This window comes from Streptomyces sparsogenes (assembly GCF_001704635.1).
In the GTDB taxonomy this organism is placed as follows: Bacteria; Actinomycetota; Actinomycetes; order Streptomycetales; family Streptomycetaceae; genus Streptomyces; species Streptomyces sparsogenes.
This window is the reverse complement of record NZ_MAXF01000084.1, coordinates 21,754-40,637: the sequence shown is the minus strand read 5'-3', so window position 1 is coordinate 40,637 and position 18,884 is coordinate 21,754. Positions and strand designations below refer to the sequence as shown.

10 protein-coding genes are annotated in these 18,884 nt (G+C 66.9%); 2 read left to right on the top strand and 8 right to left on the bottom strand.

Annotated features, from left to right (window positions below):
- Positions 1–37: 37 nt before the first annotated feature.
- From BBH68_RS16350 to BBH68_RS16325, 6 genes are all read right to left on the bottom strand, one after another.
- Complete coding sequence (locus BBH68_RS16350) at positions 38–718, bottom strand: hypothetical protein (RefSeq protein WP_141713007.1); 681 nt, start codon at positions 716–718, stop codon at positions 38–40.
- 54 nt (positions 719–772) lie between these two features.
- The gene (locus BBH68_RS16345; RefSeq protein ID WP_065963048.1) at positions 773–1,030 is read right to left on the bottom strand and encodes a hypothetical protein; all 258 of its coding nucleotides are present in this window, start codon (positions 1,028–1,030) and stop codon (positions 773–775) included.
- A 174-nt stretch (positions 1,031–1,204) separates the two neighbouring features.
- Positions 1,205–1,735 carry an Imm21 family immunity protein gene (locus BBH68_RS39385; RefSeq protein WP_076970848.1) on the bottom strand — a complete coding sequence of 177 codons (531 nt, stop codon included), beginning with the start codon at positions 1,733–1,735 and terminating at the stop codon, positions 1,205–1,207.
- Positions 1,736–1,752: 17 nt separating this feature from the next.
- The gene (locus tag BBH68_RS16335; protein ID WP_141713006.1) at positions 1,753–8,484 is read right to left on the bottom strand and encodes a polymorphic toxin-type HINT domain-containing protein; all 6,732 of its coding nucleotides are present in this window, start codon (positions 8,482–8,484) and stop codon (positions 1,753–1,755) included.
- 195 nt (positions 8,485–8,679) lie between these two features.
- Complete coding sequence (locus BBH68_RS16330; RefSeq protein ID WP_245738080.1) at positions 8,680–12,312, bottom strand: LamG-like jellyroll fold domain-containing protein; 3,633 nt, start codon at positions 12,310–12,312, stop codon at positions 8,680–8,682.
- 35 nt (positions 12,313–12,347) lie between these two features.
- On the bottom strand, positions 12,348–13,781 hold the full coding sequence (locus BBH68_RS16325) for a hypothetical protein (RefSeq protein WP_245738079.1): 1,434 nt from the start codon (positions 13,779–13,781) through the stop codon (positions 12,348–12,350).
- Positions 13,782–14,266: 485 nt separating this feature from the next.
- On the opposite strand from BBH68_RS16325, the gene BBH68_RS16320 reads away from it, so the two are divergent.
- Positions 14,267–16,387, top strand: coding sequence for a glycosyltransferase family 4 protein (locus BBH68_RS16320; protein WP_065963040.1), 2,121 nt, complete (start codon positions 14,267–14,269; stop codon positions 16,385–16,387).
- Positions 16,384–17,298 (top strand): alpha/beta hydrolase, encoded by a 915-nt coding sequence (locus tag BBH68_RS16315; RefSeq protein WP_065963038.1) that lies wholly within the window; start codon positions 16,384–16,386, stop codon positions 17,296–17,298. Before BBH68_RS16320 ends, BBH68_RS16315 begins: the two co-directional genes overlap by 4 nt.
- A gap of 3 nt (positions 17,299–17,301) precedes the next feature.
- Here the strand turns inward: BBH68_RS16315 and truA are convergent, their stop codons facing one another.
- The gene (gene truA, locus BBH68_RS16310) at positions 17,302–18,177 is read right to left on the bottom strand and encodes a tRNA pseudouridine(38-40) synthase TruA (RefSeq protein ID WP_065963036.1); all 876 of its coding nucleotides are present in this window, start codon (positions 18,175–18,177) and stop codon (positions 17,302–17,304) included.
- Between the two features lie 118 nt (positions 18,178–18,295).
- On the bottom strand, positions 18,296–18,829 hold the full coding sequence (gene rplQ, locus BBH68_RS16305) for a 50S ribosomal protein L17 (protein ID WP_065963033.1): 534 nt from the start codon (positions 18,827–18,829) through the stop codon (positions 18,296–18,298).
- Between the last annotated feature and the right edge of the window lie 55 nt (positions 18,830–18,884).

Genomic DNA, 18,884 nt, shown 5'->3' with positions numbered 1-18,884 from the left:
AGAAGTGCTGACCCGACGCGCCAGGCCCCGCCCCGGATCAGCTCGCGGTCTTCTCCAACTTGGCGATCTGCCGCACGACCATCGCCTCCGGCACGTCCACCGCCTTCGACCGCACGGCGTCCACCCCCTCATAGGCCACCACCAGCGGCCCGCTCCGCGCCACCACATACGTATGCGGCATCGACCGGCCACCGGGCAGCTCCACAGCGAGGCGATAGGCCACCACCTCACTCCCGGCCTCCACCCCTGCCAGGGGCCGGATGGCCGAGTAGCGCACCCCGTCCTCGCCGTCACCCCCTACGGCGAATCCACCCGAACACGCCTTCACCGCCGCACGGACCCTCCGAAGCTTGGCCTTCGCCTCGTCCTCTCCGTAGGACATCAGATGCGCGGTGATCCCATGAACACTCAGATCGTCCTTCGTCGCCTTGTAGACCCGATACGCCTCCGCCTTCGCCTTTGGCCCGTACGCCACCAGCGCGCTCGCCTCGGCCAGCGGCTGACAGGCCGGCTTGTCCGCCGCCTCCCGCGTCGCGAACTCGATCGTCTCCGCGTCGACCCGCTCCACCGAGAACCCCTCCGCCTCACTCGCGGTCAGCGCGGCGCGGTCCAACTCCCCCTCCGACAAGGCCCTCGTCGCCCTCCCGGGCCCCGCCTCCCCCTGGCGCCCCTCCGAGTCCCCACCACACGCGGCCAGCAGCCCCACCAGCGCCCCCATGAGAACCCCCACGGAAACCCGCGACACACGCCGGTCCAAGTTCAGCCCCTCATCTCATTCGTCAGCCCGGAGAGCGATTTGAACACGCTCGGGTGCCAAGCCGCCTTCCGTGAACACCTGCACATTCATGACACACGGCAGTCTTCTGATCTCCATGCGCAGGCTGGAGTCAGCGTCGGCAACCTCAACCCACCCCGCGGCCGACTCGAGCGCCCCCGAGTAAACGATCACCGGCAACGCAACCTCAGGCTCCCCCTGCCAGATCTCCACCGCCGTCAAGCCTTCGACGTCCAGCCTGGTCGCGATGGCCAATGAGTTTCCCTCAGCATGACATGCCTCGGTAGCCGGATCCCAGTCATCGTGCGCCTCTTCGGCATGGACATCACGGAGCCAGAGCGACCCATGCCCAATCGGGCCACGAAGGACCTCAGCAGCCGCGAGTCAGGCTTCACTTCGCCGCCCCCGCGACAATTCCGATCCACTCCCTCATCCCGGCGCCCCATCCTCGACTGGACGGAACTGATGCAAAACCCCGGCGATATCACCGCCGTCTGAGTATTCAGCGGTTAGACACTGATACCTCCCTGGCGGCAAGGAAAGTGTCAGCATTTCGTCTGCATCGAGGGATTCACCGGAAGCAGCGGCATCAAACATCACCGCTTGGTCTCGAAACTCGAAAAACGGTCCCTGCTGCCACACCAAGGGCCCCGCGATGGCGCTCCGAGCAGCAGACACAAGGGTGTGCTCCGACGGGGCATACTGCCACTGCAAAATGCACTGAATATCTGGAAGGTAGGCCGCGGGAAGAGGCTCGTCCGCAATAACGAGAGCCATCTCAACCTGCGTCGCGGCGGCCCCCGCGCAGACCAGACCAAGGTAGTCGCTCACTTCGCAGGCCGCATCATAGTCCGTCCCATGGCTTCCGAGCCAGTCAGGCAGTCGCGAAACAGGTAGAACCACGAACGGACCGCCGGAAGACTCGATCCACTGAAGCCCCTCTCGAGCGTGGAAATCCACACCGCCTCCCCTTACCTTCACTTCGCTCCATACAATTGCTTCATGACCGGGCCTAACTGCCGGGCCCACCCGGCCTGCTGTCGGCTGCACGGCAAACACTGCGGATAGAGGCGCTGCGGTGTACCGTCGGGTACCCAGGTACTGATCGGCTGATGATCAGGCACGAAGTTCCCTCTCTTAGAGAAGGGGTCGGTGGAACCACAGGTGTGACAGCCAAATTTTTGACCGAGATCATTAATTTGGCGTCGCTCTTCGGCCGTGAACCTCTGTGACTTACTCGCCGCAGGGATTGATTCCTGCGCAAAGTCACCAATGGTGCAGACCCCTTCAGGATCACTGCGGCCGCCTGCATTGTGCACCAGGACGGGCGTCGCCCCCGCCACCACATAGTACGTGTGCAGGTTCCCAACCGTGAGGTTGTAGACCGCAGCCCGCTGAGTCCATCGCTCGACTGCCGTGACCTGGACATACGTCCCTGCACTGGTCCGCAGCCACTCACCTCGCCCGAGCTCGCCGGCCTTGATCCAGGCGCGTAGCTCCGGCACCCAGAAGGGGTGTCCCTCGGTCGCGGTGACCGACGCTGTCTTCTTCCCCTTCTTGCCGTCGACGTCGACCGTGACCTTGACCAGGTGCTTGGCACCCTGTCCCTTGATCTCTGCGGTCACCGTTTCGGTCCGGGTCTTGCCGGTCTCGGGGTCGGTGGCGATGACCTTGTCGCCGATGTCGACGTCCGCGATGGCCTTGGTCGTGCCGTCCGCCATCAGAACCTGCGTTCCCGGTGTGAAGCTGTTGGGCTCACAGGCCTTCGCCGCGTCCTCCAGCTTGTCGGCCCGCTTGTCCAGCCTCCGCCAGGACTTGAAGTTGGAGAGGATCTTCTTCAGAAGACCCCACACCCGCTTCCCCAGTGCCGCCGCCTTGCCCCAGTTCGTCGGCCACGCATACTTCTTGGCGAATTTGAAAGCCAACCCACCGACAAACTCCGTGGCCACGTTGAGAATGGTCGCTCCGCAGGACCCGAGCGACCCCGTGGTGAAGCAGTCGAGCGCATCAGTGATGCCCAGCTCGTCCGCCGCGATCTGCGCGAGCTCCTTGGCTGCCAGGACCGCCCGGATCTTGGCTCGGTCCGCCTTCTCCCGTGCCACCGAGGCTTTCTTGCTCGCCTGCGTCTGCGGATACTGCGGCCGCCAGTTGTCGTTGGTCTCCATCTTCCAGCCGCCGTTGCCCGTGGGCGTGCAGCTGACACCGGCGTTGATGCAGTCGTCCGGCTTCATCCCGGAGGGGTCGCTGAAGGTGACGGGGTTGTTGTTGGCGTAGGCGTAGCCGTTGATCTGCTGTGGGTCGGTGAAGTCGATGACGGGGTCGGCCGAGATGAAGCGGCCGTTCTCCGGTTCGTATTCGCGGGCCCCGATATGGGTGAAGCCCGTCGATTCATCCACCGGTTTTCCGAGGAATCCCTTGTCGTCGACCCACGGCCGCTCCCCGGCCTCGCGACCTCGCTCGTTGCCGAACGGATCCATCCGGCGCCGCGCCGTCTTCCCCGTCTTGGCGTCGATCGCCATCTCCGCGGTGCCATGCGGGTCGCCGGCGAGGAAGCGCACGCCGTCCTTGGTCGTGCGCATGGCCACCGTCTGGCCGGCGAAGGAGTAATAGCGGGTGGCGGAGATGGACTTCGTCGCCGCGTCGAGGCGCAGCTCCATGCCCGGCATGTAAAAGGTCGTGCTGTCGGACTCCTTGCGCAGCACCCGCTCGCCGTCCGCACCGTACGCGAAGGTCGACGTCACTCCGCCCTTCTGCGAGGAGGCGAGCTTGCCCGTCGCGTCCCAGGTGAGGGACTGTGTGTCGCCGCCGATGACGCGCTTGTCCGTGTTCCCAGCCGCGTCGTATCCGAAGGTCTCCAGCGAGCGCACGGCCGGAGCGCCGCCCGCTGCGGGCTTGTTTTGGACGACCTTGGTGAGGTTGTGCGGACCGCCGTCGCCCGCCTCCCCGGCCGTGCCGTCCTGGTCGGCATCGCCGTACTCGTAGCGCCGAGTGGTGTCGCCCGTTCCGCCAAAACCGTGCATGACCTGCGTCTTGCGGTTTCCCGAGGCGTCGTAGGTGAACGACTGCCAGTACGGGGCCGGGCCGCCAATGGTGCTGGATGTGGGCCCCTTGGCGCAGGCAGCGTCACCGACACCCGAGCCGCCGGCGCCGTCTGACGCATTGCTGGTCGTCCACGCCTCGGACAGCCGCCGCTCCCAGTCATAGGTGAAACATTGGACATCGGCCTGGGCGTCGGCCGGGGTGTCGGCGATGCCGGTGACATTGCCCGCGGCGTCATAGGTCCGTCGTGCCTCGTAGGTGTAGCCGGTGGCGCCGTCGGTTGCGACGATGGTGCGGGTCAGCCGGTCCGTGCCGCGCTCGTAGTCGTATAGGAGCCCGGTGGGGCTGCTGTCAGCTCCACTCGTTTCGAGCTTGATCCGTCTCGGCAGATTGTTGTTGTAGTACTCGGCGTCGGAGACATACTGTTTTTCCGGGAGTGACTGCGTCTTCAAGCCCACCGGCCGCTGAAGGCTGTCGTACGCATACTTCAGCACCTCGGATGGAAGGCCGCCACCGGCGGGGAGCGTCACGCCCTGAACGGTGCCGTCACGGTTGTACTCGGTATGGAATACATAGGTGCCGCCCAGCTCCGGTTCGGCGGTCTTCGACAGCGTGTATTCAGTCTTGAGCGGCTGGTAGAAGTCGTCCAAGAGCGAATACACCGTTGATGACTGCACAGCGCCGTCGGCGTACTTGTAGTCGCCGTAGACCTGCCCCTTGGCCGCCGCGTCATACGTCGTGACCGTCTGTTTGATGCCGGTGTCCGGCTCCCCCTCCCAGGTCGACGTCTGCCGTCCCAGGTCGTCGTAGACCGTGGAGATCTTCTTCTTGCGAGCATCGGTCGTGGACGTCAGGCGGTCCATGGCGTCGTAGGCGAACGTCGACCTGCCCGTGTCCGGGTCCACCGCTGCGGTCTTCCGGCCACGCTGGTCGTATTCGTACGACCACGTGCTGCCGACCGCGTCCTTGACTGTCTTCAGCCGGCCGTCCGGGTAATAGGCGTAGACGGTCGACTCGTAGTCAGCAGGGGTACCGCTCGGCAGCGGGACCGCGCCCTTGTAGCGGCGGATCTCCGTGGTCCGGTCGCGGGCGTCGGTGATGGTCGTCGTCGGCGCCTGCCCGGCAGGCGGATCGACATGGACCCGGTCACCGCCGTAGGCGTACGTGGTACGCCACTTCTCCTTGTCCTGGACCTTGAAGATCTCAGCGGTTTTGCGCCCCGCGCCGTCGTACTCGGTGAAGGTCTGCGCGTCCACATCGCCGGGGACCGCCTTGAAGAGCTGGTCGCTCGGGGCACCCTTCGTGTAGTACGTGTCGTACGTCTTGGCGACGTTGCCGATGCCGTCGTAGAACGTGTCGGCGATCAGCCGCCCACCGTCCTGGCCCTCGGCCTGCTCCTGCCTCGGGCGCAGAAGGCCGTCGTACAGCGTGTACTCGAGACCGTATGTCTCGTCGTTCTCGATCTTCTCGGTCTTCACGGCCACGGACGCGTCCGTGCGGATCAGATAGCTGTACTTGATGCTCGGTGAGGAGCCCTTGGCATGCGACCGGTCCGGCAGCCACACGGCGGTGATCCGCCCCAGGGCGTCATAGCCGAAGTCACTACGTTTGCCGTTGGGGTCGGTCTCGGAGGTCTTCTGGCCCCATTCGGGCGCGTACTCGGTCCTGGTCGTCCAGCCGCGGGGATTGGTCTCGGTCTTCTCAGTCGTCAGGCCGTCGGTCTCGACGTAGGTGGCGGTGTTGCTCTTCCCCTCCGCGTTCGTGACCTTGGTGAAGCGCCCGTAGACGTCGAAGTCGGCCGGTGCGGTCTCGGTGACGGTCTGATACGTGGCCTTGGTGCCGTCATGTGAGGCGATCCGCTGCGTCTTGGTGGTGTCGCCTTTAGTGGGGGCCTCGCCCAGCGCCTTGCCGTCGTAGAACGTCAGGTTGTCGGAGATGACGTCTGTCTTACGGTCGGCAGCGGCAGAGCACGATACGGCGACCGTCTCAACGCGTGAGACGTACGACAGCATGTGCCGAGCGGTGTTGTCGGCGTACGAGGTCCGAGTGCACTGGTTGTCTCCGCCGACGCCCACCTCTCCGAAGTCGTCCGTCTCGATGACTCGGCCGGTTTTCTCGTCGTACTGATTGGTGCTCTTGACCTGCTGCCAGCCGCCCTTCTCCAGCGCGGTGTACGTCGTGGTCGACTCGGGCCGCACGTAGGACGCCTTGGTCGTGCCCCAGGTCTTGGTGCGGGTGGCGGTGGTGTGGGTCCAAGCGGTGTTGATGCTCTTGTCGACGATCTTGTCACTGGTGAATCCACCGTTGTACGTGGTGGTCTCCAGCTCGAACCCGGACAGCTCGTCGCTGTCGTCGTGGCTTCCACCCTCGGAGTCCTTGACCGGGTCGCCGCCGAGCCCCCGCAGGTAGGTGTGCTCAGTACGCGGGTTGTTGACGCTGTTGGAACCGTTGGACTGAGTGACGTGGACCTTGCCGTACCCCCGCCAGTCGCTGCGCGTCCGGTACTTGTCCTCGGTGATGCCATCGGCCTTGGCCATCTTCCAGCCGGCCCCGCCGATGTAGTCGTACGAGCTGACCATGTCGGGAGCTCCGCCGGTCAGATCCGTCTGGGTGACGTGGTCAACGACGTATTTGTTGAACCAGTCGGTGATCGGTTCTTCCTCGCCCGGTGGGTTCCACTTCACCGGGTAGCAGCGCTTGGTGGAGGAGTCGGGCTGGGGAAGGGTGGCGGGAGTGCACTCCGTGTCCTTGTAAAGGACATCGATCTGGCCCCCGGTCTCGTTGTCCACTCCGGCGAGCCGGAAGCGGTTCATGGCCTGGATGTTGTCGTCGGGCTTGTCGACCCGGTTGGCCAACTGCTTGCCGCGCAGCTTGACCGGCGGCATGGAGATGGTGGAGCCGCCGGCGTGGCCCGTGTGGTCGATGGCGCTCAGCCACAGCGCCTTCGAGCCGTCTCCGTTGTCGGTGAAGATGTGGGTGAGTTTCCAGGAATCGACATCCGTGTAGCCACCACCACTCTTGCGGATCTGTGTGGTGACCTTGCTGAGCTTCTTGCGGGTCCAGAAGGTCGGGGAGTTCTTCCCGGGACACTTTGTCTCGGCCTTGCAGTTGCGGTCCCAGGGGACGTCCGGCCAGTACTTGGCGGTGGAGTCGTTGAGGTCCCCGGGCTCGCAGTCGGCGGCCGCCTCCAGGCAGCGCTCGTCGATCGTGAAAACGGTACGGGCCGGCGCGTCACCTGAGTACACCTTGCCGTCGCGCTGACCGTAGTCGACTCGCTTGAGGTAACCCCCGCGTATGTACGACTTGCCGTTCTCGTCGGTCTTAAGGCCCTGTGTGTAGTAGTTGGTCTCACGGCCGTAGAAATACGTCATGACGTTGCCGTGCGGATCCTTGACGTAGTCGAGGTTCCACCGCCACGCCTGCGTACAGTAGGCGTCGGCGAACGTCGCCTTGTAGCAGGGTTCGTCCTTGTCGTCGCCGTAGACCGGCACCGTCCACGTCGAGTTGGTCTGCTTCTTGCCGCTCGCCCAGCCGGTGGGGCGGTCGAGCCCGAAGTAATACTCGGTGCCGTCAGCGGTGGTGACGCGCCAGTACTCGCCGTTGTCATCCTCGTTGGCACCGCCGGTGACGCGTTCCACAAGGGAGTTGTCGTCGGACTTGATGTGCCAGACGTCGCCGGTGGCGTCATCGTCCTTGATCAGCTCACCGGCCGTCCTGCCGGGAAGCTGAAGTGTGGCGTTGTCGTACGCCCAGCAAAGGTCACCGTTGGTCTTGTCGTGGCCGTCACTGGAGCAGGGCTTGTAACGCCGCTCGATATAGCCCGGCTCATAGGAAAAGCCCTCGCCGATCCACGAGCCCTGAGTGTTGGTCGCGGCCGTCTGCCCATCGGTGGCCTGGGAATTGTAGGAGAGGCCGACGGACGGCGTCCGACCGCCAGGTGTCGGTGGGACGCGCATCGGATAGGACCAGTTGAAGGCGCCGGAGGAGTTGGACACGCTCCACTCGGCGGACGGCGAGAGCGGGGTCGCGGTGTAATTGCCCTGGTCGCCCGAGGCCGCGGCGGTCGCGGCAAGGAGAGGCACACTGTCAGCCCCGCCGCCGGGGGCCGCGGTCACCTCCGCGGTAAGTGTCCGCTTCTTCGTATCGTTCTCGGTCGGTATCTCGTACGCCGTGGTGCACGCCTTCTTGTCCGGGTCGGTGAGAAGACACCCGGGATACTGGACGAAGCGGAGGCGGGAACCGTAGTTTCCGCCGTACGCCTCGGTGAAGCCGGAGTAGTCCAGCTCAACTTCGATCTTGCCCGGTTTCTGAGCGCTGTCCTCGCGTATGACCTTCATCAGCACGCCGTCCACGCCCGCCGCCCGGGTCTTGCTACGGCTCAGCATCTGGATGTCGACGTATCCAGGCGCCGTCTTGGCCATGGCTCGCGACGCGCCCACACGTAACGGGAGGCCATCCGCCTGTCTGAGACCGCCCGAGACGGCGATTCCAGCCTTTCCCGGCTTCGGCCAGCTGACCCTCGCGGGGCTCTTGACCGCGGCTTTGGCGGCGGGGTCAGCCTTGTGGCGTTTCGCTCGCGCCACGGTTCCGCGTACCGGTTCGCTGATCTCGTCCAGATCGGGTCGGCTGACCGTCTTCGCCTGCGCCGGCGGCGCGTACTGCGGGAGCATCCCCACAGCGAGCGCTGTGCCGACCGCGAGCGCGACACAGCGCCGACCGGTACGACCTCGTGACGCACGAATCGGGCGGAGCCAGGCAGGCCAGGACATCAACACTCCCGCGGGTTGGTATGGAACAGGCAAGTGATACAGACGGGCGCGGTGCCTTGCGCGGGAAGGTCCGAGCGCCTTCCCGCACACGGTGGCTCAGGAGGCCGGGGGGTCACCTGATTCCGCGAGGCTGGAGCCGGCTTCCAGGAGGTTGACCGCGGCCGTCGTGTCGTAGTCCAGAGCGCCTTGATACAGACGGACCTCGTCCAGGCCCCCGGAGAAGTAGTCACCGCCGGTCGTCCCGCTCAGTGAACGGCCGACCTGAATGCTTGCCCTGGACAGGTCCCAGGTGTTGCGCCACATGGTCTGGGCTCCGGCCAGCTGCCCATTGACGTACAGCCGCACCTCACCGAACACCGAGTCGTAGACAAGTGCCAGGTGATCGCCCTGACCGCTCACACTGGGAAGAACAGCCTTGTCCCTGGCGGTACTGACCGCCGACGACGCGGCGTCGTCCTTCGTCACCACAAGCTCCCAGCGATTCGCTGTGTGCGAGTAGCGAACGACGGCGGCCTGGGTCTTGCTCCCTGACAGGGCCAGAACCGTCTGGTCTCGGCCGGCTGTGGGTGACGACAGCCTCGCCCGGGCAGTGATCGAGAAGCTTCCCTCCGGCTCCAGCAGACCCGCCGCCCTGGTGGCGTACCCGGTTGCGCCGTCCAGCGCTAGGTGCCCGTTTCCCCTCAGCGCGTCGGAATCGGGGTCGAGCTGACATTCCGGATCGGTGCCGGGGTCACAGTCGTTGCTCGGCGTGTAGATGGTGGCTCCGCCCTTGAGCGAGATCGGCTCACCCGCCGACTCGGTCGCCCGCTTCGGGTCCTCATCGGGAGACAGGCCGTTCGCCGAGGATTCCATGGCCCAATAGGCGACCTGATGCGCGGGAGTGCCACCCAGCTCGCCACCCTCCTTCTCGGAGACGACGCGGTCGTACATCTTCACGTCCGCGACGCTCCCCTTGAGGTGGGCGGTGTATCCGGCCATCGAGAGAGTTCGCCCGATCTGCAGCCCGCCCCTGGCGTTCCACACGGTACGGCGCGGCTGGATATCGTCCTTCACCAGCAGGCCGTTCACATAAAGCCGCAGCTTGCCCTCGTCGCGGTCGTAAACACCGATCAGATGGGTCCAGGTCCTGGCGCGGGCGATGCCGCCGGACACCTTCCAGGACCCCAGCGACTCGATCTCGCTCACCGGGGTGCGGAAGGTCCACGACCTCGTGTCGTAGTCGTAACCGAGGACAAAGCCTGGCTCGGCCGTGCCGTCCTGGCTGACGACGGCCATGCTGCGGGTGGGGATCTCCGGCAGATAGACCCAGGCGGCCACGGAGAACGTCTTGCCGGTGTCGAGCGCTGGAGCGCCGACATCCAGATAGGCGTTGTCGGATCCGTCCAGTGCCGCTGCCTTGTCGATATCACCCCTCGGGCCGGTTTGGCCGAAGGTCACGCCGGACCCCGCGCGTGCGGCGGGAGCGCTGCCGCTGCCGGACGCGTGGTCCGAGCCTTCCGGGTCCCCCAACGACCAGGCGGCCTTGGGGGCGCGCCCCTTGTTCACCCAGAAGTCGTATCCGAAAGGTGTCTTCCCGGTGTTGCCGGCATTGTCGACCGCCTTGGCCTCCAGGAGGAAGAGGCCGGCGTCACTGGGCAGGAAGCGCACCGTCACCGGACCACCGAGGGAGGCGGGCTGTGCGGTTCTCCATCCCTGGCCGGTGAAACGATAGGTGTATTTCACCGCGTCCGAGGACGGCGAATCCAGGGTGCAACTGCCATAGTCCCCGGCTCCGTCGTGAGGCTTTTCGTCACTGGGGTAGGTAGCCGACGTGATACGCGGCGGCTTGGGAGCCGTCGAGTCATAGATGAATTCGCATCTGGTCGCTTCGTCACCGGCGCTGCTCCACGGCCCCCACTGTGTACCGTCGAACCCCTGTACTTCCCAGGCGATCACGGTGTTCTGGGGAATCGAGAAGGCGGGCTCGCCGTCCCCGGTGAGGTCTTCTCCCACCTTGAACTTGAAGTGCGCGGCTCCCACGTTGCCCTTGCGGTCGTAGTCATGGGTCGATTTGGGCTGCGCGGTGGCGTAGTACGTGTGGGTGGGGTTGCTCGACGGCCAGTACACCTTGAAACGGGCCTGGACAGTCTCCGTGTTGCCCCCCGCGTCGCCGTGGTCCGGGTCCCGGATCAGCGCGCTCAGGGTCGGTATCTCGGCGGCATACGGCCGGTCGGAGCCATACTCGCAGGAACCGCCGTCGCTCATACTCAGATGACTCATCAGGGGCTGGTATGGCGGCCGGTTGTAGGTGACTTCGAGGTGTGCGTTTCCGCAGAAGCGCTTCCAGTAGGCGTAGGAGTCCTCGTCGCCCGCCTTGAGCCGGAACGTCGTCGTGTCCCAGCCGCTGTCGGCGGCCTTCTGTACCGTCGATTTGACGTTGAAGCGCACGTTCTGATTGGTGGACGTACACGACCCGGCCGGATTGGTCGGCGACTGCGATGTGATCGCATCCTTGAGCGACGGCTGGTTGTTCCAGTTCGTTCCCGCGCTGATGGCGCTTGCGCCGCTGCTGTTGACCCGCCCCAGTTCGACGGATTTGCCGGTCTCGTCGTAGGTGTGCACCATCGTCACGGCGAATTCCGCCTCCACGATGTGCTTACCCTCGAAACTTCCCGTCGGAAGAGCGAAGAACTGGCGCTTGCGATCGTCGTTGCTGGAGCATCGGACCGACACATTCGCCGGACACCGGCCCACGCCCTCGTCACCCGAGAACTTCCAGAACTCGCTGTTGGAGTAGTGCGAGGACACCATGGTCCAGCCCGTGCGATTGGCCGTCTTCACCACAGGGTCGATATAGACCGGATACACGGTGTCGTGGCCCGTGAGCAGTCCCGTGTCGGGACTGAGCACCACCGAGTCGCCTCGCACATCCAGCCCGACGTCCGCGATCTGCGAGCCCTCCGGCGCGCCCGGACCCTCGTCCGACGCGGCACGGCGCGCCGCGGTACCGGCCTCCGCGTCGTGGCCTGAGTCCCACATCACCGGTGCGGGTGCCTCGAAGACGGCGCCCCCGGCCCCCTGGTCAACGGCTTCGAGGCCACCGTGCTCGGCAGTGGCCCGCACGGTCAGACCTTTCGTGCGTATCGGCAGTTCTACGCTGGCCAGGGCCGGGTTCGCGGCGGCTTTCGCGCTCTTCACCACGAGGAGGTGAGAGAAGCCCTCGGCCTCGGCGATCACCCGCAGGTCGACACCGGGCAGGACCTCCGGGTAGGTGGCAGTGTTCCCCTCCACCCGGGGCTCCGGCAGCTCATTCCGCCAGCCCACCGACATGGTGCGCCCGGAGCGCTCGATGGTGCCGAAGGTTCTGTCTCCGCCGCCGGAGAAGGCCATGGCGGCGACGGCGGCCCGTGGCGCGTACGACCCGTCCGGCCTCCTGATCAGCGTGGTGTCGATGTCCTTCCACTGCCCGTCCTTCCAGGCGCGGATCGGCTGGACGTACTCCTTCGTGGTGAAGGTCCCGTCGGCGTTGGCAACCGTCTCGGTCCGCTCGCCCCGCAGACTCCGCACCTCGACCGGGTCACCGGATTCCATGGCCTTCGCCTGCGCGGCTTCCTCTGTGGCCGCGGACTTCGCAGCCCCCGCCGTCGGAGCACTGACCGGGGCCTTGCCCGCGGCGGCCGCCGTGGCGGAGCCGCTCACCGGGAGACCACCCGTCCCGCCGGTGAGCAGCGCCGTGAGCGCGCCTATCACGAGGGCGGTCCGTCCGAGTGGTCTGCCGCCGGAGCTCATCTGAGCACCGCCCCGAAGGCCCTGCCCGCGTCCGGGATTCCGCCGGCCCCCGGCTCGTATGCGCGTACGGGTTCGGTCCCGCCCGAGAAGATGTTCTTCCACGGCACCACGTAGACGACTCCTCTGGGCTCGTCACCGGACTTGCTGTACGGCACTCCCACATACAGGTCGGCCGAGGTCCCCATGAGCCCCATCCCCGCGTAGTCGCGTTTTCCTGCTGGGCCCGGGAGAACACCATCTCCCCGAGTCAGGATCCGGTCGCCCGTTCCGACGGGTCCCAGGGCCGGGAAAACCTGCACGGCGCCTGCCTCGGTGGCGGTCCCCGCGTCGTGACCCGGCGCGCTCGCCGCCAATCGCATCGTGCCCGCCGTGCCGACGGCTCCCGGGCTCATGTTCGCCAGCGCCACCCGCTGCCCGAGAAAGTCCCCGGCGACCGGTGCACCTTCCACATCCGCGGTGCTCCGGTCGATGGCGTTGATCTCCGTATAAGCTCCGGAAGCCGCGATCTGCAGCACCTCGACGCTTCCGGCGTCGGCGACGTCCCCGATGTCCTCGGCCGGCGTGCCGATCGCCAGCATGGCATCCGTCTCGGAGGACGCCCCCGCGGGACGGTAAGACACCAGGGAGACCGCCGATCCGAAACCGTCACCGGTCTCTGCGGCTCCAGCGACACCGGGCTGGTCCTGGTCCAGACCCGCGAGCGCCGTGGGCACACCGTCGGCGATCGTGTGGTTGAACACCGCCACCGCGCCCGCGAAGGTCTCCTCGCCGATCGCCTCGCCCGGCGCTCCTACCGCCAGGTAGCGTGAGGTTCCGGACAGGGCATAACCGAACCGGTCGTGCGCCTCGGGCTCGCCCGGCACACCGGGGCTGCTCTGGGTGACCCTGCTCCTGACGGACCCCTGAAGGTAGTGGACACCTCCCGCGTCGGCGGTGTCCCCGATGTTCTCTCCGGGCACCCCGACGGCGAGATACGGCTTGTCCGAAGAGGTCTTCCCAGCCGCGAGGGCGTAACCGAACCAGTCGTACGCCTCGTTCACGGCTTCCGGATCCAACCCCGCCTGGGTGTAGCTGTCGACCTTCGAGCCGGGGCCGATGCCGGCCGACGTGCCGTGAATGACGTAGACGGCCCCCGCGTCGGGAAGTGTGGTGCCGTCCTTGGAGACATCCTCATATGGCGCGCCGACCACCAGGTCCGTGCAGCCGTCCGCGTCGGCGTCGTACGCGGCCAGCGCATAGCCGAAGCGGTCGCCGCGCTCAGGCTTGGCGATCATGTCCGGCATCGCCTCCGAGATCTCGAAGACTCCCTTGCCGCCGGCCAGCACGACCCGGACCAGTCCGGCCTGTTCCGCGCCGCCGACTGTGGCCTCCGGGTCGGCGATCGCGGTGTCACGCAGACCGTCCCCGTTGAAATCGCTTTCAGTCCCCACCGCACAACCGGCTGCCGAAGCCACAGGAGCACCGAAGGGCGGCATCCCGCTTGCCGTCGTCGCGGCACACAGCAGCACCACTCCGAGCATCTTCGTGCGTAATCGCACGCCGCACCCCCCGTGATCGACCCCTCGACTCAGAGTGAACGGCGGCAAACTTATGGGACGCGACCATGAACTTGTCAACCCCCAATCGAAAAAAGAACGTGTGCATGCGTTAAGGGAATTGAAAAGATCAAGCCAACACGCCGGGGTACATCTCCGACAAAGCGACCGAGCCGCCCACCGGGTTGCTTGACAAGCCCTTTCCGTGTCCATCTAAAGTGCAGTCACTGAATGCAGCGAGCGCCCCACCGCCCGCTACTGTCACTGCTTTCGGCACGCGCTGCGCATAAGGCCGCACAACGGGTGCCGCAGCTCACTAACGGGTTCGGGGAGGGGCCCGCGTGGCGTCCTCGGGGGGGGCATCACGCGCTCAGTCGCGCATGAAAATCTCGTTCTTACTGCAGAATGCTTTCGGCATCGGTGGCACCATCCGCTCCACCTTCAACCTCGCCGGGGCACTCGCCGCCCGCCACGACGTGCAGATCGTGTCGGTGCTGCGCACCCAGGACCAGCCACGATTAACCCTGGCCCGGAAAGTTCGGCTCCACTCGCTCATCGACAGGCGGGAGTCCGCCACCGCGAGCGGCCCGGAGAACGCGCTCTTCAGCGCCCCCAGCGTGTTGGTGCCGGACCCCGAAGCGGCGGATGCACAGTTCAACCGGCTCACCGACCAGCGCGTCGCCGAACACCTCGCCCAGACCGACGCCGATGTCGTCGTGGCCACCCGCCCCGGGCTGGTCCTCTACCTGGCGGAGTCGGGCCGCGGACGTTACGCGCGAATCGGCCAGGAACACCGTATCTATGACACGCACGGCACCGGAGCCATGCGCACGGCATTGGATGAGGCGATCGCCCGCCTCGACGCCTTCGTCGCCGTTTCGGAGGCGGACGCAGCCATCCATCGCGCCCATCTCGCGCACGCCTCTACGCGTATCAACGGCATTCCCAACGCGGTCCCCGCCCCAGGGGTGGAGAGATCGACCGGAACCACCAAGCTCGTCGTCGCTGCCGGCCGCCTGGTGCCCGTCAAGCGTTACGAACTTCTCGTAGAAGCCTTCGCCAAAGTGGCGTCCGAACGACCGGACTGGCGCCTGCGCATCTACGGCCGAGGCCCCGAGCGCCAGCGGCTGCGCACCACCATCGACGAACTCGGTCTGAGCGACCATGTGTCACTGATGGGCGCCCACTCCCCCATCGAGACGGAGTGGGCCAAGGGCTCCATCGCCGCCGTCACGTCCGACGAAGAGTCCTTCGGCATGACGATCGTCGAAGCGATGCACTGCGGCGTGCCCGTCGTGGCCACCGACTGCCCCCACGGCCCCGGCGAGATCATCACGGACGGCGAGGACGGCCTCCTCGTCCCCGTCGGTGATACCGATGCCATCGCGTCAGCCCTCCTCGGGCTGATCAACGACGACGAACGGCGCACCGCCATGGGGGAGTCTGCGCAGTCATCCGCCCTCCGGTACGCGCCGCGCACCGTAGCAAGCGCCTATGAGGCCCTGTTCACAGAAGTCCTCAAGGAGCGCGAATCCGCCATGGCCGAGCTGACCAGACGGCTGCGCCGCGGCGTCGGCAGGCTCATACGCCCAGCACACCGTCTCCCGGCGGAATCCCCCCAGGCCGATGCGCCGACCACGACATCCGGACGGGCGTCGCTGGGACCGCTCCGCCCTACGGCCTCGTGCCGGATCACCGTCGGCGGCGACCTCCATGTCCGGCTGAACGACTCGGGTCTGTCCGGCGAGGACCTGTCCTTGATCCTACGCAGACGCGGCGGTGAAGAACTGCTCCGCACGCCTCTTCAGCCACCGGCGACAGGCGCCGACAAGACGCAATGGACAGCGCTGTTCCCGCGGTCCGAGCTACTCCACCTCGCCGAAGGCCGCTGGGACTTCCGGGCCGAGCGCGCCGACGACGGGACGGGCCGCCGCGTCACAGCCCACTTGGTCGAGCAGCGCGGCCTCCTGACGTACCGACCGCGACCGAACAGCCCCTTCTCGTGGTGCATCCCCTACCGGACCAGCGACGGCTACCTCGCACTGCGCACCTGGCATCGCACGGCGCATGCGGAGGCCGACACGCTGCGGGTCGGCCATGAAACCCTCACCATCCACGGGACCCTCTACGGCGCCGAGTTCACCAGCACCGCGGCGCTCGCGGGCTTGGCCGTCTCTCGGGCCGGGAACGCCCACAACTTCACCGCCGACGTCGATCCCCTCGATCGGACCCGCTTCCGCCTGACCGTGTCGTACGCACGCGCGCTGGCCGCCCTCAGCGGCGACCGCGATGTATGGGATCTGGCCCTGCGACTCGCTCCGGGCAGTGAGCCGGTCCGCATCGGCCGGATCCTCGGAGACCTCGTCGAGCGGAAGAAGGTCGACAGCCATCCCCCGTCGGTACTGGATTCTCCAGGCCGTGGGCCGACTCGGTTCAAGCCCTTCTTCACCGTCACCAACGATCTGGCCATCAGCGCCGCAGACCTCGCGGAGACCGAATGAACAGCCGAAGACACCCCGCATTCCCTCGTCTGCTGCTGTGTCTCGGCCTCATCTCGGCACTCATCGCAAGCTACTTCACATTCGGCGCCGCACCCAGCCGGGCGGCAGGCCGTTCCGAGGTCTCGTACGAGTACGGCAGCCACGAGCGCCAGCAGCTCAAGGCCTACTGGCACGCCAAGAACGCGACGCAACCCGGAATCGTCATCCTCCACGGCGGTTACTGGTACGAGGACTCCGGCTGGGCGACCTGGTCCCGAACCTTTTCCGACGCCGGCTACGCCGTGTTCGACGTGGACTACCGCCTCAATTTCGACGCACCCTGGCCCGCCCAGCGTGACGACGCGCTCAGCGCCATCTCCTGGATCAAGCAGCGGGCGGCGAGCTTCGATCTCGACCCGGACCGGATCGTGGTGCTCGGATCGTCCGCGGGAGGCCACATCGCGACAGCTGTCGCCACCTACGGCGCGGGCGCCTCCCGGGTGCGTGGGGTGGTCGGGCTGTCTCCGGTGGCATCCCCATACCGTGCGTGGGTTGACGGAAACGCGGCGGGCAGCACCGCGAAGGAGAAGAAGGTACGCGACAACGCCACCATCCTGGCACGCTGCTTCCCGGATTCAGCCGATACCGACACTTCGATGCATCCCAGCTGCTGGGACACCTGGCGGGACATGGTCACCAAGAACCGGGCCTCCGGCGCCGACGACGCGCCTATGTATCTCCTTCACTCCGAGGACGATTTCGTCCCCGCCGCCCACTCCACCGACCTGGAGGCGGCCGAAGAGGCGAAGGGCATGCCGGACGCGGACGTCACCACCGAGATCCTGCCCGGTTCGGCCCATGGCGGAGGGCTTCTCGACGAGGCCGGCGTACCCGCCGAAGTGCTGGGCTGGATCGGCGCCCGGACCCGCTGACGCTCAGCAGCACCCCGCCCCCGCCGGGCCCGCCAGCGGAAGGGTCCGCTTGTTGCGGGACTCGCGGTTGCGCGCGGCGAGTTGGTCGTCCGGCGGGTAGCCGACTTCTTCGAGGGTCAGGCCGTGGGGGCGGACGACGTGGACCGCGGAGTCGCGGATGCCGACGGCCAGGACCTTGGCGGGCCAGTCCGGGGGGCGGTGGCCGTCGCCGACGAAGAGGAGGGCGCCGACCAGGGAGCGGACCATGTTGTGGCAGAAGGCGTCGGCGCGGACGGTGGCCGTGATGACGCCGTCGGGGCCGCGCTCCCAGGTGAGGCGCTGGAGGGTGCGGATGGTGGTGGCGCCGTCGCGCTTCTTGCAGTACGCCGCGAAGTCGTGCTCGCCGAGCAGCTTCTCGGCGGCCGCGTTCATGGCGGCCACGTCCAGGGGCCAGTCGTGCCACAGCACATGGCCGCGCAGCAGCGGGTCGACGCCGCCGGGGTGGTCGACGACGCGGTAGGCGTAGCGGCGCCAGATGGCGGAGAAGCGGGCGTTGAAGCCGGGTGGGGCCTGGGCGACGGACCAGACGCGGATGTCGTGCGGGAGCCGGCCGGCCAGGCGGCGCAGCAGCTTGTCGTGGTGTTCGGCCCAGATCGGCTCGGGGAGGTCGACGTGGGCGACCTGGCCGCGGGCGTGGACGCCGGCGTCGGTGCGGCCCGCGACCGTCAGCTCCACGGGGTCCTGCATGCGCATGACGATGCGCATGGCGTTCTCCAGCTCGCCCTGCACGGTGCGCACCGTGTCCCGGCCGCGCTGCTTCGCCCAGCCGGAGAAGTCCGTGCCGTCGTACGACAGGTCCAGCCGGACCCGTACGTAGCCTTCGGGCGCCTCGTCCGTCACCCGCGGTTCCTCCGTGAATCTCTCTGCGTGTGGGACGGGCCCGCCCCCCAGGTTCCCGGGGGCGGGCCCGTCTCGTCAGCCGATGAAGGTGTCACCCCGCGCAAGCGGGGAGACCGGCTCAGGCGTCCTTCGACTCCTCGGCCGGGGCCTCGGCGGCCTCGTCCTTGGACTCGGTGGCCTCGGCCTCGGTGGCCTCGTCCTTCTTCAGGCCCTCGAGCGCCTGGTCGCCGGCGGCGTCCTTCGCGGAGCGCTTGGTGGCGGCCTCGGCCTCGCCGACGGCCTCCTGCTGCACGGTCAGCGCCTCAACCAGCTCGATGATCGCCATCGGCGCGTTGTCGCCGCGACGGTTGCCGATCTTGGTGATGCGGGTGTAGCCACCCGGCCGGTTCTCGTAGCGCGGCCCGATCTCCGTGAAGAGGGTGTGGACGACGCTCTTGTCACGGATGGTCTGGAGCACCAGGCGGCGGTTGTGAAGGTCGCCCTTCTTCGCCTTGGTGATCAGCTTCTCCGCGACCGGGCGCAGGCGGCGGGCCTTCGCCTCGGTGGTCTTGATCCGGCCGTGCTCGAACAGCGAGGTGGCGAGGTTCGCCAGCATCAGCCGCTCGTGCGCTGCGCTGCCGCCCAGACGGGCACCCTTGGTGGGCTTCGGCATTGTTTCTCCTTCGGTCTGCACCGGCCGTATGAGGTACCGGTGTCAGTCACCGACG

What these genes read in the sequence shown, in the direction of transcription:
- BBH68_RS16350 (WP_141713007.1), bottom strand. Translation starts at nt 718, where the DNA reads ATGGGGGCGCTGGTGGGGCTGCTGGCCGCGTGTGGTGGGGACTCGGAG.
- BBH68_RS16335 (WP_141713006.1), bottom strand. Translation starts at nt 8,484, where the DNA reads ATGCTCCCGCAGTACGCGCCGCCGGCGCAGGCGAAGACGGTCAGCCGA.
- BBH68_RS16320 (WP_065963040.1), top strand. Translation starts at nt 14,267, where the DNA reads ATGAAAATCTCGTTCTTACTGCAGAATGCTTTCGGCATCGGTGGCACC.
- BBH68_RS16315 (WP_065963038.1), top strand. Translation starts at nt 16,384, where the DNA reads ATGAACAGCCGAAGACACCCCGCATTCCCTCGTCTGCTGCTGTGTCTC.
- rplQ (WP_065963033.1), bottom strand. Translation starts at nt 18,829, where the DNA reads ATGCCGAAGCCCACCAAGGGTGCCCGTCTGGGCGGCAGCGCAGCGCAC.